General features: G+C 68.3%; 10 protein-coding genes. 7 read left to right on the forward strand and 3 right to left on the reverse strand.

The window, feature by feature from the left end:
* On the reverse strand, positions 1-2,793 hold the full coding sequence (locus BM009_RS16240) for an autotransporter outer membrane beta-barrel domain-containing protein (RefSeq protein WP_093297770.1): 2,793 nt from the start codon (positions 2,791-2,793) through the stop codon (positions 1-3).
* 91 nt (positions 2,794-2,884) lie between these two features.
* Here BM009_RS16240 and BM009_RS16245 point away from each other — a divergent pair, with 91 nt between their 5' ends.
* The 3 genes from BM009_RS16245 to BM009_RS16255 all read left to right on the forward strand — a co-directional run bounded on the left by BM009_RS16245 (position 2,885) and on the right by BM009_RS16255 (position 5,833).
* A complete protein-coding gene (locus BM009_RS16245) occupies positions 2,885-3,919 on the forward strand; it encodes a flagellar motor switch protein FliG (RefSeq protein ID WP_093297852.1) in 1,035 nt (344 codons plus the stop codon).
* Positions 3,920-3,932: 13 nt separating this feature from the next.
* Positions 3,933-4,580: a FliH/SctL family protein gene (locus BM009_RS16250; protein WP_093297771.1), complete on the forward strand. Its 648-nt coding sequence runs from the start codon at positions 3,933-3,935 to the stop codon at positions 4,578-4,580.
* 158 nt (positions 4,581-4,738) lie between these two features.
* Positions 4,739-5,833, forward strand: a complete 1,095-nt coding sequence (locus tag BM009_RS16255; RefSeq protein ID WP_093297773.1) for a catalase family protein — start codon at positions 4,739-4,741, stop codon at positions 5,831-5,833.
* Positions 5,834-5,875: 42 nt separating this feature from the next.
* On the opposite strand, the gene BM009_RS16260 is transcribed toward BM009_RS16255, so the two are convergent.
* Together BM009_RS16260 and BM009_RS16265 are read right to left on the reverse strand one after the other, a co-directional pair.
* Positions 5,876-7,510, reverse strand: coding sequence for a hypothetical protein (locus BM009_RS16260; protein ID WP_139216657.1), 1,635 nt, complete (start codon positions 7,508-7,510; stop codon positions 5,876-5,878).
* 129 nt (positions 7,511-7,639) lie between these two features.
* Positions 7,640-8,413 (reverse strand): polysaccharide deacetylase family protein, encoded by a 774-nt coding sequence (locus BM009_RS16265; protein ID WP_093297775.1) that lies wholly within the window; start codon positions 8,411-8,413, stop codon positions 7,640-7,642.
* Positions 8,414-8,606: 193 nt separating this feature from the next.
* Here BM009_RS16265 and fliF point away from each other — a divergent pair, with 193 nt between their 5' ends.
* Genes fliF through flhA form a run of 4 tightly spaced genes read left to right on the forward strand, consistent with a single transcriptional unit; the run spans position 8,607 to position 14,018 of the window.
* A complete protein-coding gene (gene fliF / locus BM009_RS16270; RefSeq protein ID WP_093297777.1) occupies positions 8,607-10,211 on the forward strand; it encodes a flagellar basal-body MS-ring/collar protein FliF in 1,605 nt (534 codons plus the stop codon).
* An 11-nt stretch (positions 10,212-10,222) separates the two neighbouring features.
* Positions 10,223-10,582, forward strand: a complete 360-nt coding sequence (gene fliN, locus BM009_RS16275) for a flagellar motor switch protein FliN (RefSeq protein WP_093297778.1) — start codon at positions 10,223-10,225, stop codon at positions 10,580-10,582.
* Positions 10,582-11,913, forward strand: coding sequence for a sigma-54-dependent transcriptional regulator (locus tag BM009_RS16280; RefSeq protein ID WP_093297780.1), 1,332 nt, complete (start codon positions 10,582-10,584; stop codon positions 11,911-11,913). Before fliN ends, BM009_RS16280 begins: the two co-directional genes overlap by 1 nt.
* 23 nt (positions 11,914-11,936) lie before the next feature.
* Positions 11,937-14,018 (forward strand): flagellar biosynthesis protein FlhA, encoded by a 2,082-nt coding sequence (gene flhA / locus BM009_RS16285; protein ID WP_093297781.1) that lies wholly within the window; start codon positions 11,937-11,939, stop codon positions 14,016-14,018.
* The last annotated feature ends 39 nt before the right edge of the window (positions 14,019-14,057 follow it).

The raw sequence follows: 14,057 nt of genomic DNA on the forward strand, positions 1-14,057 counted from the left end.
TCAGAATCCCAACAGGCTCGTGGCGGTGCTCGGGCCGGACTGCAGCCGCGACAGCGCCGCCTGGTAATTTTTCAGCTGCGCCTGCTCGACCGCGGTGGAAGCGCCCTTCTTCCCCGATTTGGTCGTGCCGGTGCTGTCGACGATCGTCGCCTTGCCGTCATCCCAATATAGAGAGCGATAGGCGGTCTGCGTCATCGAGATCGCATCTTTGATCTTGCCGAGTGCGGCCTTGGCATTGTCGACCGAGGCGAGGCTCAGCGCCTCGCTGAGCTCGAGCCCGTACGCGCCGCCCGGCTTCACCTTGGGCGCCGTACCCACCACGGCGGCCGCATTGGCAATACGCTGCGGCTCCAGCCCGAGCTTCGAGAGCGCATCTGCGTCGGCACTGCCGGCGAGCAGTTCCATCTCATGGCCCTGCTTCATCGAGATGCGCAACGACTGCACCCCATCGATCGTGGTGGCGGTGACGGTGCCCTTGGAGGCGCCGATCATGCCCTGAAGGCGATCGGCGATGGTCTTCAGCGTGTCGCCCTTTTCGATCGTCACGCGGCGCACGGCGAGATTGTCTGCCTTGATCGAGAAATAGTCGCCCTCGCGCAGCGTCGTCTGGGTGGTGACCCGGTCGGACACCGTCGGGTTGAGCACGCCGCGGCCGAAGCCCAGCGCCGACAGCGCGGTGGCGCCGCCCACATCCGCCGCGACGCGCACCGGCTCGGTCCGCGTCTGGATCTGGCCGAACTGGGTGGTCGTGCCGACCGTGCCGCTCGCCGCATCGATCTGGGTGACGAAACCGTCGACCGGGCCCCGCCGGGTTGCACCCAGGTCGCCCGTCGTGCGGCCGCCGGCATAGATCTTGTCGCCCATGAAGGCGACGCTGTCGATCTGGTCGTCCTCGCCGGTGCCGACATAGGTGGTCGACGCGGTGGAGAGGGCGGAATCGATGCGCGTCACGAAGCCGTCGCGGCCACCGCTGAGCGCATTGGCCTGCGTGCCGGCGATCGCCGTGCTGGTGGCGCCGCCCACGGCGATGCTGCCGTCTGCTGCCACTGCCAGCGCACGGGCGTCGGCCGTGCCCAGGCTGATGCTGCCAAGGGTATTCGACAGCGAATCCGCCTGCATCTTCACCACGCTGGCCACGCCCTGGCTGGAGACGAGGGCCAGCAGATTACCGTCCTTGTCGGTCGCCAGGCTGGTGATGGTGTCGCTGCCGCCGGTATTGATCGTGCGGCGCTCGGCGATCTTGCCGGCGGAGTCGATCCGCACCACCATCGCATCGCCGCCATCTTCGTTGGAGACGCGACCGGCGACGAAGACCGAGCCGTCCGCGCCCACGGTCACGGCGCGGGCGGTATCGGCATCCTTGGAAACGACCAGGGTGGAAAATTGCTCGTCGCCATTGGCGGCGTATTTCGCCACCGCCATGTCGCCGTCGGCAGTGATGCCGTTGAAGCTGCCGGTCACCGTGCCGGCGACGACCACGCTGCCGTCCTGCCCCAGCGAGACCGATGCGCCGGTCGCCGCGCCGGTGGCGCCCAGATTGCGCTGCCACACCACCTTGCCCGAGCTGTCCATCTTGGTGAGGAACAGATTGTCGTCGCCGGTGGAGAGGTTTGCGCCCAGATCGCCCTTGGTGGTGCCGACCACATAGCTGAAGCCCTGCGCGTCGGTGACGCTCGCCGCCGCCGTGGTGGTGGCATAGACGTTGCTGGTCTGGGTGGTCTGAAGCTTGACCTTGCCGTCGGCGTCCTCGACCGCGGTGGTGACATTGGTCGTCTTGCCTGCGGCGACGTTCTGCGCGGTGCCCTGGCGGTCCAGCGCCTCGATCGTCCCCATGTTGACCTTGGCATTGTCGCCCGTGGGATCGTTGAGGCGGAATATCTCGGTCGAGGTGGGCGAATCGAGCGGCGTCTGGCCGGTGGTGACGACCAGCGAATCCTTGGCGCCGACCTGGTCGAGGCTGACCTGCTCGATGCCGTCCGGCGTCTCGAGGTTCAGCCGCCACATGCCGTCGCTGGTCAGCTCCGGCTGGAAGCGGGCGTTCCACTTGCTGACCGGCTCGCCCTTGCTGTCTGTCATCACGCTGCCGTCGTCGTCATAGACGAGCACCGACTTGATCTGGGCGTTGAGCGCGTCCGCGACCGAGTTGATCGTCGGCGGCTGGGGACCGGTCGACAGGTCGACGGTGAAGCTCTGCGACTGGGTGCCGCGCTTGATGCCGACGACGAACTGTTCGTTGCCGGTAAGGCCGGGCAGCGGATCCGATGCCATCTTCACCAGCGTCTTGCCGTTGGTCTCGTAGAGGTCGGTCGCGGCGAGCTCGCTGGTCTTGACGGTGGTGGTCGCCTTGCCGAACGCCAGCTTGACCTTGTCCGAAGGCGACGAGGCCAGATAGCTCTGCAGATCGGCCAGGCCCTTGGAGAAGGCCTTCTGATATTGCGCGCGCTGCGCGTCCGACGTGGTCTTGTCGGCGGCGCCTTCGGCAAGCACGCGCAGCTTGTCCAGCGCCTTGAACGCGGTGAAGGTGGTCTTCACGTCGTCGGGCAGCAGATTGCCGCTGCTGTCGCTGGTCGCCGGCTGGATCAGCGTTTTCGAGGCCAGGATCGAGGTGAGCTGCGACGAGGTGGCGTTGCCATCCTTGTCCTTCCAGGGCGGCGCGGTGACGGCGGTGGTGAACTGCGCCTTGGCGGTCTTCACCGCCTTGCTCTCAAAGGTCGGCAGCGCACCAATGGCCGAGAAGGCATCCTGCCCGGTCAGCACGCTTAGTCCGATGAGATTTGCGGCTAAATTAACCATGATCCGATCCGTCCCTTCCCCATTTACTTTCTATAATAGAGGAGAGCGCGGCCTTGCGGGTGCGCGCGGACCATTTTCTGCAGGGATGAGCATGGCTTCTGTCGCCACGGTGGGTGAACCGCCCGAACTGAAGAAATTCACCGGACCGCAGCGTGCGGCCGCGCTGATGCTCGCGCTCGGCAAGGAACATGGCGCCCCGATCTGGGACCAGCTCTCCACCGACGAGATCAAGGAGCTTTCCTCGACCATCTCCAGCCTGGGGCGCATCCCCAGCGTCGTGGTCGAATATCTGCTCGTCCAGTTCACCGGCGAAGTGGCGAGCATGGCCTCGCTCCACGGCAGCTACGAAACCACCGAACGCCTGCTCGCCGGCATCCTGCCGAACGACAAAGTGAAGGAGATCATGGAGGATATCCGTGGTCCCTCGGGCCGGACGATGTGGGACAAGCTGTCCAACGTCTCCGAGACGGTGCTGGCCGGCGCGCTCAAGCAGGAATATCCGCAGACCGTCGCGGTCATCCTCTCCAAGCTGCGCCCGGACCATGCCGCGCGCGTGCTCGCCGAGCTGCCGCGCGACTTCGCGGTGGACGTGATCATGCGCATGCTGCGGATGGACACGGTGCAGAAGGAAGTGATCAACCAGGTCGAGCAGACGCTGAAGACCGAGTTCATGACCAACCTCTCCCGCTCGCAGAAGCGCGATCCGCACGAGAGCATGGCCGAGCTGTTCAACTCGCTCGACCGCTCGACCGAGGAAGCGATGCTCACCGCGCTCGATGCCAAGGCGCCCGAAAGCGCCGAACGCATCCGCGCGCTGATGTTCACCTTCGAGGACCTCGCCAACCTGCTGCCGCCGGCGATCGCCTCGATCGTCCGCAATGCCGACAAGCGCGAGATGGCGCTGGCGCTGAAGGGTGCCCCGGAACAGCTGAAGACGATGTTCTTCAACGCGATGACCGAGCGCGCCGCCAAGCTGATGCGCGAGGACATGGCGGGCATGGGCCCGGTGCGTGCCCGCGATTGCGAAGAGGCCCAGTCGAGCCTCGTCCGCCTGGCCAAGGACCTTGCCGATCGCGGCGAGATCCTGCTGGTCGATCCCAAGTCCGACGACGCGATGATTATCTGAGGAGCATGGCAGCATGAGCATCCATGTCGAACGTTTCGCCTTCGACCGCGTCTTCTCGGCGCCGATCCCCGACAAGAAGCTGGTCAACGAGGACGCGCTGATCGAGCTGGCCGCGCTGCGCGCCGAGCTCGCGCTGCTCAAGGCCGACCAGCAGGCGGTGATCGATCGCGCCCGCGCCGAAGGCTTCGAGGCCGGGCTTGCCCAGGCGCGGGCCGAGCGCGAGGTCGCCCTGCTCAGCGCGGTCGACGCGCTGCACGCCGGTATCGAAGTGATCGACGCCCAGTTCACCGAAATCACCGAGCGGGTGACCAGCGAAGCGACCGAAGTCGCGCTCGCCGCCGCCGACCATATCGCCGCGCGCGCGATCGAGCGTGCGCCCGGCGAGGCGATCGACGCGGCGATCGGTCGCGTGCTCGGCCAGGTCGCGCGCGGCACCGAGCTGCAGGTGCGCGTCCACCCCGATCTTGTCGACGACATCGAAGCCAAGATCGCCGACCGCCAGTCCAAGGATCGCCGCAAGCTGAGCCTCACCGTCGCCCCCGACGCGACGCTGGCCATGGGCGATGCGCTGATCAACTGGGACGAGGGCGGCCTCGCGCTCAACGCCCAGCAACGTCGCGAGGCGATCACCGCCGAGCTGGAGAGCCTGCTGCTCCACTGAGGACCATGTCGCGCGTTCTCCCGACCAAAGGAGAATCACGCGCCACCCCAAACACTCCGTCATCCCCGCGCAGGCGGGGATGACGGCGTAGGAGATTGAGCGGAACGGCAAATCGGGCGGACGGTTGAGCTCCTTCGAACCTTCGAAGGAAATCAGCCATGCCGCAGCCCGTCCGTTTCTCGCCGTCCGTCGAACAGCCCCAGCCCGACGAGGCGGAGACGATCGCCGGGCTGAAGCAACAGTTCGAGAAGATCCTCGACACCACCTCCGAAGACTATCAGCACGCGGTCCGCTCAGTGCATGCCAAGGGCCATGGCCTCGCGCGCGGAACCTTTACGGTCGCCGACAATCTGCCGCCCGAGCTGGCACAGGGCCTGTTCGCGACGCCGGGGAGCCATGAAGCGATCCTGCGTTTCTCCACCAATGCCGGCGACATCCTCGATGATTCGATCCGCCTGCCGCGCGGCGTGGCATTGAAGGTGCTCGGCGTCGAAGGCGAACGCCTGCCGGGCAGCGAGGGCGACACGACGCAGGACTTCGTGATGGTCAACGCGCCGGCCTTTGCAGCACCCGATGCCAAGAAATTCCTCGGCAATCTCAAGCTGCTCGCCGGCACCACCGACAAGGCGGAGGGCGCCAAGAAGCTGCTGTCCGCCGTGCTGCGCAGCTTCGAGGCGGCGATCGAGGCGGTCGGCGGCAAGTCGGCGCTGCTGAGCAGCCTCGGCGGTGCCAAGCCCGTGCATCCGCTGGGCGCGACCTATTACAGCCAGACGCCCTATCGCTATGGCGAGTACATCGCCAAGTTCCAGCTGGTGCCGGTCTCGGGCATCAAGGACTTCGCCGACGAGACGATCAACGCCACCGGCCGCCCGGACGCGATCCGCGAGGCGGTGAACGAGCTGCTCGTCGAGCAGGGCGGCACCTGGGAGCTGCGCGTGCAGCTGTGCACCGATCTCGAGAAAATGCCGGTCGAGGATGCGTCGGTCGTGTGGGACGAGGACGAAAGCCCCTATCGCACCGTCGCGACGCTGCAGGTCGCGCCGCAGGCGGGCTGGGTCTATGGCGAGAGCGACCGGATCGAGGACCGGCTGTCCTTCGCGCCCTGGCACGGCCTCGCCGCGCACCAGCCGCTCGGCGGCGTCAACCGGGCGCGCAAGGAGCCCTATAAGTTCTCCGCCGACTATCGCGGACGGTTCAACGGCTGCCCGATGCACGAGCCGCGGGCGCTCGACGAACTGAACGTCGAAGCCTGACCGGCGCGGGGCCGCCCGGCGGCGGCCCCTCCCCGCGCGCGATCAGCTCTGGTGCGGATCGCGCGGATGTTCCGGCCGGGCAGGACGGGGCGGCTGCTGCGGATGCGGCCGCGCCTGTTCGGTCCGCGCAGCCGCCTGCGCGCGCTGCTGCTGGGCCACCTGCACCCGCGCCTGCGCCTGACGCTGCTCGGCCTGCGCGCGCGCCGCCTGCTGCTGGCGATCGCGTGCCTGTGCCTGTTGCTGCGCCTGCTGGCGCTGGGCCGCCTGTTGGCGCGCACGTTGTTGCGCCTGCTGCTGGGCCTGTTGACGCTGCGCGGTCTGCACACGGGCCTGCTGCGCCTGACGCTGGCGCTGCGCCGCCGCTTCGCGCGCCTGTTGCTGGGCCTGCTGGTGTTGCTGCGCGCGCTGCGCAGCCGCCTGCCGGACACGCTGCTGCTCGGCCGCCTGCTGGCGGATCCGCTGCTGGGCAGCCTGTTGCGCCCGTGCCTGTGCGACGCGCTGCTGCGCCTGGCGCTGGGCGAGCTGCTGTTGCTGCTGCGCCTGGCGCTGCCGGGCCTGCTGTTCGGCGAGCTGGCGCTGCTGCGCCTGCAGGTTCGCACGCTGCTGCGCCTGCTGCTGCTGGGCGAAGCGCTGCTGCGCCTGTGCCTGCGCCTGGCGCTGCGCCGCCGCCTGCTGGGCCTGGCGCTGCGCCGCCTGCTGCTGGGCGATCTGCTGGGCGCGGACCTGCTGCTCGCGGCGCTGGGCTTCGGCCTGACGGTTCCCGCCGAACCAGTTGGGAATCCAGCCGCGCTGCTGCGGCGGCGCCGGCGGCACATAGGCGACCGGCTGCGGCGCCGGTGAGCGGAAGCCCTGGCGCTGCCACGCCGCGAAACGCTGTGCGGCAAAGGCGCGGCGCTGGCGCTCCTGCTGCCACACGGCCTGCTCCTGCGCCGCATGCGCCTGGCGATAAGCCTGCCATTCGGCCTGGCGCGCCTGCGCCTCGGCCCATTGCGCATTGGCGGCGGCGATCTCCGCGCGTCGCGCCGCCCAGTTGGCCGCGACCACGCCGCGATGCTCGCGCTGCGCCGACAGCTGGTAGAGATATTCCCCGCGGTCATAATAGCGCGAGGCGGTGTCGGCGCGGCCATAATAGGCGTTGGCCGGCAGCAGGTCGCCGCCCGCGTCATAGACCGCGACGAGATCGTCGCCCGAATAGGCATAGCTATAGTCGGGATCGCGGACGAGATAGGGCTGGTCCGCCCCGGCCTGGTAGTAATAATAGCGATAGCCGCCATCGACGGGCTCGGCATAGCGGCGGTCGCCGACGCTGGTCTGCCACACCCAGGGCGAGACGCGGCCGTCGTCATAGGCATAATCGGGCGGTGCATCGCCGATCGCATCGGCCACGCCCTGGGCGCGATCGAGATAGGCATAGGCGTCGCTGCGCCGCGCGACCTGCGCCACGCGCACCCGCCGCGTCGCGGGCAGCGCCTCGGCCGCCGGGGCCGTCGCGAGCGACGTCGCGGCGCCCGCCTGCAGCGGCACCGCCGCCGGCAGCGCCGGCAGCGCGCCCGCCATGTTGCCCATCGCCGCGTTGCTATCCGCCTGCTGCACCGGGCTTGCCGGATTGCAGCCGGCCAGCGCCAGCGCGATCAAGCTCGCCGAAAGCATGGCGGGGCGTTTCCAGAGATCGGACATGACAACTCCTCACTTCCCGCCCCCTTGGCGCAGCTTCTGCCCGTTCCAGGCTGAACCTGCGCTGGAGCGGCCGTTCATCGGCCGTCAAACGCCCATCGCTGGTTTCGGATGCGCAAGGTTCGTCGGCGATCAGCCCGAAGTGAGACGCCGCATCTGCTCGCCCACCGTCCGCGCCGCCAGCCCGCTGGCCAGCACCATGTCGAGCAGTGCCTCGTGCTGCGTCGCGGTCACCGCGCCGTCGCTCTCGGGGCCGGCGCCGACCTGGTGGAACACCAGGATCGCCCAGCGCCGCTCGTGCCGCGCTAGCTGGAGATAGTTGAACACGTCGAGCGGCTGTGCGTCATAGCCCACCGCCAGCGCCTGCAGCCGATAGGGATGGCGTCGCACCCAGGCCGCCGGATTGGGCGGCCCCTCGCTGTTGCGCGCGCTGTCGATTCCCAGCTGCTTGAGCAATGCCTCGTAGCGGGCCCGCTCGGCATTGGCGCTGCCGGGGCCGAGATCGGTGACGTCGCAGGGATAGGCGAAGTCGTGCGGCCGGGCCGGTCCCGCCACCTTGTCGAGCCACGCCTCCAGCGGCCGGAACTCCTTCTCGGCAAAGGCCTCGGCGCCGAGCGGACCGATGTTGCACGGGTGGTGCATGGTATGCGCGCCTAGCTCGTGCCCGCGCGCCGGCATCTTCTCCCAGTCGGCCACCCGGTCGACGATATTGTCCCAGGTCACATAGAAGGTGCCGCGCAGGCCCCGCCGCTCCAGGGCGGGCGCCGCCACGTCGAGATGCGAGGGCAGCCCGTCGTCATAGGTCAGGCTCACCGCCCCGCCCGCGTCGTCCGCCGCTCGCGCCAGGGGCGGGCCGAGCACCAGCGTCGCCAGCCCTGCCGCGAAGTGCCGCCTGTTCACCTGCATGTCGTCTCCATCCGTTGGCGATGCCCTTGGCCGCAGCCGTCGGCGCGCGCAACCATGCTTCCGTAGCTTCGCGTAGGTCGACCGACTGCTAGGCAAAAAATTCCCACCCGGCAGAAACTGCCGTTCCGCCCGCCTCCTATAAGACCATTAACAAGGGGCATTCCGCGCCCCGTAGCTACTGCATGGGGCGGCTTTGGAAGCGATCAAGAATCTGGTGGCGCAACTCGGCACCAAGCGGCTCGCGATGATGGGGGGCGTGGCCTTCGCCCTGCTCGCGGCGCTGACTTTCGTGGCGATGAGCAGCTCCAAGTCGAACATGGGCTATCTCTACACGGACCTGGATCCGGCAGCCGCCTCGACGATCACCGAGAAGCTGAAGGCGCAGAACGTGCCCTACACGCTCTCCGCCGACGGCACTGCGATCATGGCGCCTGAGGACAAGCTCGCCCAGTTGCGCATGAGCATGGCTGGCGAGAAGCTGGGCGGCAAGATCGGCTATGAGGTGCTCGACGAGGAGCAGCCCTTCGGCGTCTCCGCCAGCCGCGCAAAGATGAACGAGACGCGCGCCATCGAGGGCGAGCTCTCCAAGTCGATCCAGACGATCCAGAGCGTCACCGCCGCGCGCGTCCATATCGTGATGCCGGAGCGGGCGATGTTCGCCAACGAAAGCCGCAAGGCGACCGCGGCCGTCACCGTCAAGACCAAGGGCCATATTGGTTCGGAGCAGGTTGCGGCGATCCGCTACCTCGTCTCCTCCTCGGTCCCCGAGCTTTCGCCCGACGCCGTCTCGGTCGTCGACCAGACCGGCGCGCTGCTCGCCCGTGCCGGCGATCCGGATACTGCCGCCGCCGGCGATGCCGACGAGCGCCAGCAGACCGTCGAAGGCAAGCTGCGCGACGAGATCGAGGCGCTGCTCCAGCCGATCGTCGGCGAGGGCAAGGTCCGCGCCGAGGTTTCCGCCCAGATCGACCGCGACCAGACCCGCGAGGAATCGAATGTGTTCGATCCCGACAAGCAGGTCGTCGCCCGCCAGGTGAGCGTCGAGACCGGCGACCAGAACAAGGAAAGCGACGCCGGCCCGCAGACCGCCTCGGTCGCCAACCAGATGCCCGATGCCAAGGCCAATCCGGCCGCCCCGGGCAGCTCGCGCCAGTCGGCCAGCAACCAGACCTCGGAAGACACCACCTATTCGAACAGCTCGACCAGGACGGTCACGCTGCGCTCGCCGGGCAAGGTGACCCGCCTCACCGTCGCGGTGATGGTCGATGGCGGTCCGAAGGGCCTGCCCGCCGATCAGATCCAGCGCCTGCAGCGCCTGGTGGAAAATGCCGTCGGCATCGATACCCAGCGCGGCGACAGCGTCGTCGTCGAGAGCATGCCCTTCTCGGCGGTGCCGGTCGACGAAGGCAAGGAGAGCATCTTCTCCAAGCTGCCGATGGACCGGATCTGGACCTTCCTGCAGCTCGCGCTGATCGCCGGTGTCGGCCTGCTCGCCCTGCGCATGCTCAAGCCCAAGCCCGAGCCGCTGCCGATCGAGCCGGAAATGACCCAGCTGGAGGCGCAGCACCAGAACGAAGAGATGCGGATGCTGACCGCCCTCGCTGCGGACGGCGACCCCGAAGCGCTCCAGAAGCTCGAGCAGATGCAGGTCAGCGAGACCGCGCTGCTCGATCAGGAAATCGCCCTCGCCCAGGTGGATGGGCGGATCAAGCTCTCCGCCCTCAAGCGGATCGGATCGGCCATCGCGGCCAGCCCGCCCGAGGCCGCCTCGGTGATCCGCCAGTGGATGAACGCATAGGATTTTAGCAGATGACGATCGATCCCCACGATATCATCCCGTCGGACGGCAGCGAGCCCCAGCCCGCCCCCGCCCCCGATTTCCAGGATTTCGAACTGCCGGGCAGCATGCCCGAGGGCCATGGCGGCAGCGCCGGTCTGGAAGCCGTGCACGACGTGCCGGTGAAGGTACAGGCGGTGCTCGGCCGCGCACGGATGCCGATCGGCGATCTGCTCGCGCTCAGCTCGGGCACCGTGCTCGAACTGGACCGCCGCGTCGGCGAACCGGTGGACATCTTCGTCAATGACCGGCTGATCGCCCGCGGCGAAGTCGTCCTGATCGATAACGCGCTGGGCGTGACGCTCACCGAAATCGTGCGGCCCGATCGCTGATGGCCAGCCCGATCCGCATGCTCCTGATCGGCGAACCCGGCAGCGAGTTCCGTCTCGCCGCCGAGCTCGCTCGCAGCGCCGGCGCCGAAGTGGCGATGGCCGACACGCCCGGTGACGGGCTGGTCGAGCTGCGCCAGGGTGGTGCCGATCTGGTGATGATCGACGTCGAGTCGGACATCACCGCCTTCATGGCGAGCATCCGCGCCGAGCGCTTCACCATCGCGGTTCTGGCCTGCGGCATCGATGCCCCGGCCGAGCGCGCGGTAGCGGCGATCCGCGCCGGTGCGCGCGATTACGTCCCCCTTCCCCCGCAGCGCGAGCTGATCGCCGCCGCCATTGCCTCGGTGGTCGAGCGCAAGGCGCCGGCTTGGATCGGCGGGCATCCCGCGCTTGCCCGCGCGCTGTCGCTCGCCGCCGGCGTGGCGCCCAGCGCCGCCCCGGTGCTGATCACCGGCGAGAAGGGCAGCGGCAAGGAGATGATGGCGCGCGCGGTGCACGATGCCTCGGGCCGCCCCCAGCCGATGCTGGTCGCCGAATGCGCCGGCGTCGCGCCCGACGTGATCGAATCCGAACTGTTCGGCCATGAAGCCGGCGCCTTTCCGGGCGCGGTCGCCCGCCGCATCGGTCGGCTGGAAAAGGCCGGGCACGGCACGGTGTTGCTTCGCGAAGTCGGCATGCTGTCGCCCGCGCTGCAGGCCAAGCTGCACGACGTGCTGCAGAAGCAGCAGTTCCGCCGCCTCGCCGGCCACGAGCTCATCCCCTTTCACGGGCGCCTGATCGCCACCTCGAGCCTCAACCTCGACGCGCTGGTCGAAACCGGCACCTTCCGCGCCGATCTGCTGGTGCGCCTGGGCCTCGTGCGCGTCGAGGTGCCGCCCTTGCGCGCCCGCGGCGAGGACATCATCGCCCTCGCCCGCTATTTCGCCAAGCGCCATGCCGAAGTCGATGGCCTGCCGCCGCGCGCCTTCACCGACGAGGCGCTGGCGCTGCTCCAGCGCTATGTCTGGCCGGGCAACATCCGCGAGCTGGACGAGACGGTGCACCGCGCCATCCTGCTCGGCCGCGGCGCCGCGATCATGCCGGGCGACCTAGTGCGCGCCGACGGCACGCCCCTCGCCGAACTAAACACAGAGACCAATCCCCTGGACATCAACAGCCTGGTCGGCCGCACGGTCGAGGAGGTGGAACGCGAGCTGATTTTGCAGACGCTCGAGCGCTGCCACGGCAACCGCACCTCCGCGTCGAACATCCTCGGCATTTCGGTCCGCACGATGCGCAACAAGCTGCGCAGCTTCATCGACGCCGGCATCGCCGTCTCGCCCGCGCCCTGACCTCCAGTTTCCGGTAGCAGCCCATGCCTCCCGTCGTCCTGAAGTTCCTCGACCGCATCGGCGCCAACCGCGACATGGCGCTCGCGGGCGGCGTCATCGCGATCATCGCGATGCTGATCCTGCCGATGCCGGGCTGGATGCTCGACATGGGCCTCGCCCTGTCGATCACCGTCTCGGTGATGATCCTGATGACGGCCCTGTTCATCGAGAAGCCGCTGGAGCTCAGCGCCTTCCCGACGATCCTGCTGATCGCGACGATGCTGCGGCTGGGCCTCAACCTCGCCTCGACCCGCCTGATCCTGGGCCATGGCCATGAGGGCCCCGATGCCGCCGGCGGCGTGATCGGCGCCTTTGGCGAGTTCCTGATGGGCGGCGAGACCATCATCGGTCTCACCATCTTCATGATCCTGGTGGTGATCAACTTCGTCGTGATCACCAAGGGCGCCGGCCGTATCGCCGAAGTCGCCGCGCGCTTCAGCCTCGACTCGATGCCCGGCAAGCAGATGGCGATCGACGCCGATCTCTCCGCAGGCATGATCAACGAGGAACAGGCCAAGGCCCGCCGCGCCGAAGTGGAGGCCGAAAGCGGCTTCTACGGCGCGATGGACGGTGCCTCCAAGTTCGTGAAGGGCGATGCCGTCGCCGGCCTGCTGATCACCGCGATCAACATCGTCGTCGGCCTGGGCATCGGCGTCATCTCGCACGGCGTGCCGATCGGCGAGGCGTTCCGCACCTATACCGTGCTCACCGCCGGCGACGGCCTGGTCAGCCAGATCCCGGCGCTGATCGTGTCGACCGCGGCGGGCCTGCTCGTCTCCAAGGGCGGCGTCGCCGGCAAGACCGGCGCGGCGCTGGGCGACCAGCTCGGCCGCTACCCCAAGGCGTTCGGCATGGTGTCGTTCCTGATGGGGGCGCTGGCGCTGATGCCGGGCCTGCCCTTCATCCCCTTCGCCGCCTTTTCGGCGCTGTCGGGCTGGGTCGCCTGGGAGATGTCGCGCCGTTCCACCGCCAAGGCCGCGCGCGAGCGCATCCAGGCGGCGCAGGAAGTCGCGCAGTCGCAGGCCGTCGAGCAGCCGATCTCAGAGACGCTGGCGATCGACGCGGTGCGCATCGAGATCGGCTACGCCCTGCTGCCGATGATCAACGACGACACGCGCGAACCGCGGCTCGACGACCAGGTCCGCGCGCTGCGCCGCCAGATGGCGACCGAGTACGGCTTCGTGCTGCCGGCGGTGCGGATCATCGACAATATGGGCCTCAAGCCCAACGAATATGTCATCTCGATCAAGGAGACCGAGGCGGCGCGCGGCGACATCCGGCTGGAGAAGCTGTTGCTGATCAATCCGGGCGGCGGCTCGGTGGGCCTGCCGGGCGAAGTCACCAAGGAACCCGTGTTCGGCCTGCCGGCCCTCTGGATCGATCGCGAGCTGCGCGACGAAGCCGGCTTCCGCGGCCTCACCGTGGTCGATTGCGGCACGATCATCGCGACGCACCTGACCGAGCTGGTGAAGGAAAACATCGCCGATCTGCTCTCCTATACCGAGACGCAGAAGCTGCTGACCGAAGTCCACAAGGAATCGGAAAAGCTGGTTGCGGACATCATCCCCTCCAAGGTCTCGGTGTCGAGCGTCCAGCGCATCCTGCAGAACCTGCTCGCCGAGCAGATCTCGATCCGCGACATCCCGACGATCCTGGAGGGCATCGCGGAATCCGCGCCGCTGACCAGCAACCTGACCACGATCACCGAGCATGTTCGCAGCCGCCTGGCCCGCCAGATCAGCGCCTCGCAAGCGCGCGGCGACGCGATCCCGGTGGTCACCCTCTCGGCCGACTGGGACCAGGCGTTCGCGGACAGTATCCTCGGCGCGGGCGACGACCGCCAGCTAGCGATGGCGCCTTCCGCGCTCCAGCAGTTCATCGGCGCGGTGCGCGAGACCTATGACCGGCTGGCGCAGGACGGCGAGATTCCCTGCCTGCTCACCAGCCCGTCGATCCGCCCGTTCGTTCGCTCGATCATCGAGCGCGTCCGCCCGGCGACGGTGGTGCTCTCGCAGAACGAGATCCACGCCCGCGCGCGCATCCGTGCGCTCGGCGTAATTGGCTGACCCGCAACGATCGTTCCGGCGATCATCCTATAATGGTTT

This window comes from Sphingomonas sp. NFR04, assembly GCF_900114095.1.
Classification (GTDB): Bacteria; Pseudomonadota; Alphaproteobacteria; order Sphingomonadales; family Sphingomonadaceae; genus Sphingomonas.

Excerpts from the sequence above, each read along its gene's own strand:
- BM009_RS16240 (WP_093297770.1), bottom strand. The coding sequence starts at position 2,793 with ATGGTTAATTTAGCCGCAAATCTCATCGGACTAAGCGTGCTGACCGGG.
- BM009_RS16245 (WP_093297852.1), top strand. The coding sequence starts at position 2,885 with ATGGCTTCTGTCGCCACGGTGGGTGAACCGCCCGAACTGAAGAAATTC.
- BM009_RS16250 (WP_093297771.1), top strand. The coding sequence starts at position 3,933 with ATGAGCATCCATGTCGAACGTTTCGCCTTCGACCGCGTCTTCTCGGCG.
- BM009_RS16255 (WP_093297773.1), top strand. The coding sequence starts at position 4,739 with ATGCCGCAGCCCGTCCGTTTCTCGCCGTCCGTCGAACAGCCCCAGCCC.
- BM009_RS16260 (WP_139216657.1), bottom strand. The coding sequence starts at position 7,510 with ATGTCCGATCTCTGGAAACGCCCCGCCATGCTTTCGGCGAGCTTGATC.
- BM009_RS16265 (WP_093297775.1), bottom strand. The coding sequence starts at position 8,413 with ATGCAGGTGAACAGGCGGCACTTCGCGGCAGGGCTGGCGACGCTGGTG.
- fliN (WP_093297778.1), top strand. The coding sequence starts at position 10,223 with ATGACGATCGATCCCCACGATATCATCCCGTCGGACGGCAGCGAGCCC.
- BM009_RS16280 (WP_093297780.1), top strand. The coding sequence starts at position 10,582 with ATGGCCAGCCCGATCCGCATGCTCCTGATCGGCGAACCCGGCAGCGAG.
- flhA (WP_093297781.1), top strand. The coding sequence starts at position 11,937 with ATGCCTCCCGTCGTCCTGAAGTTCCTCGACCGCATCGGCGCCAACCGC.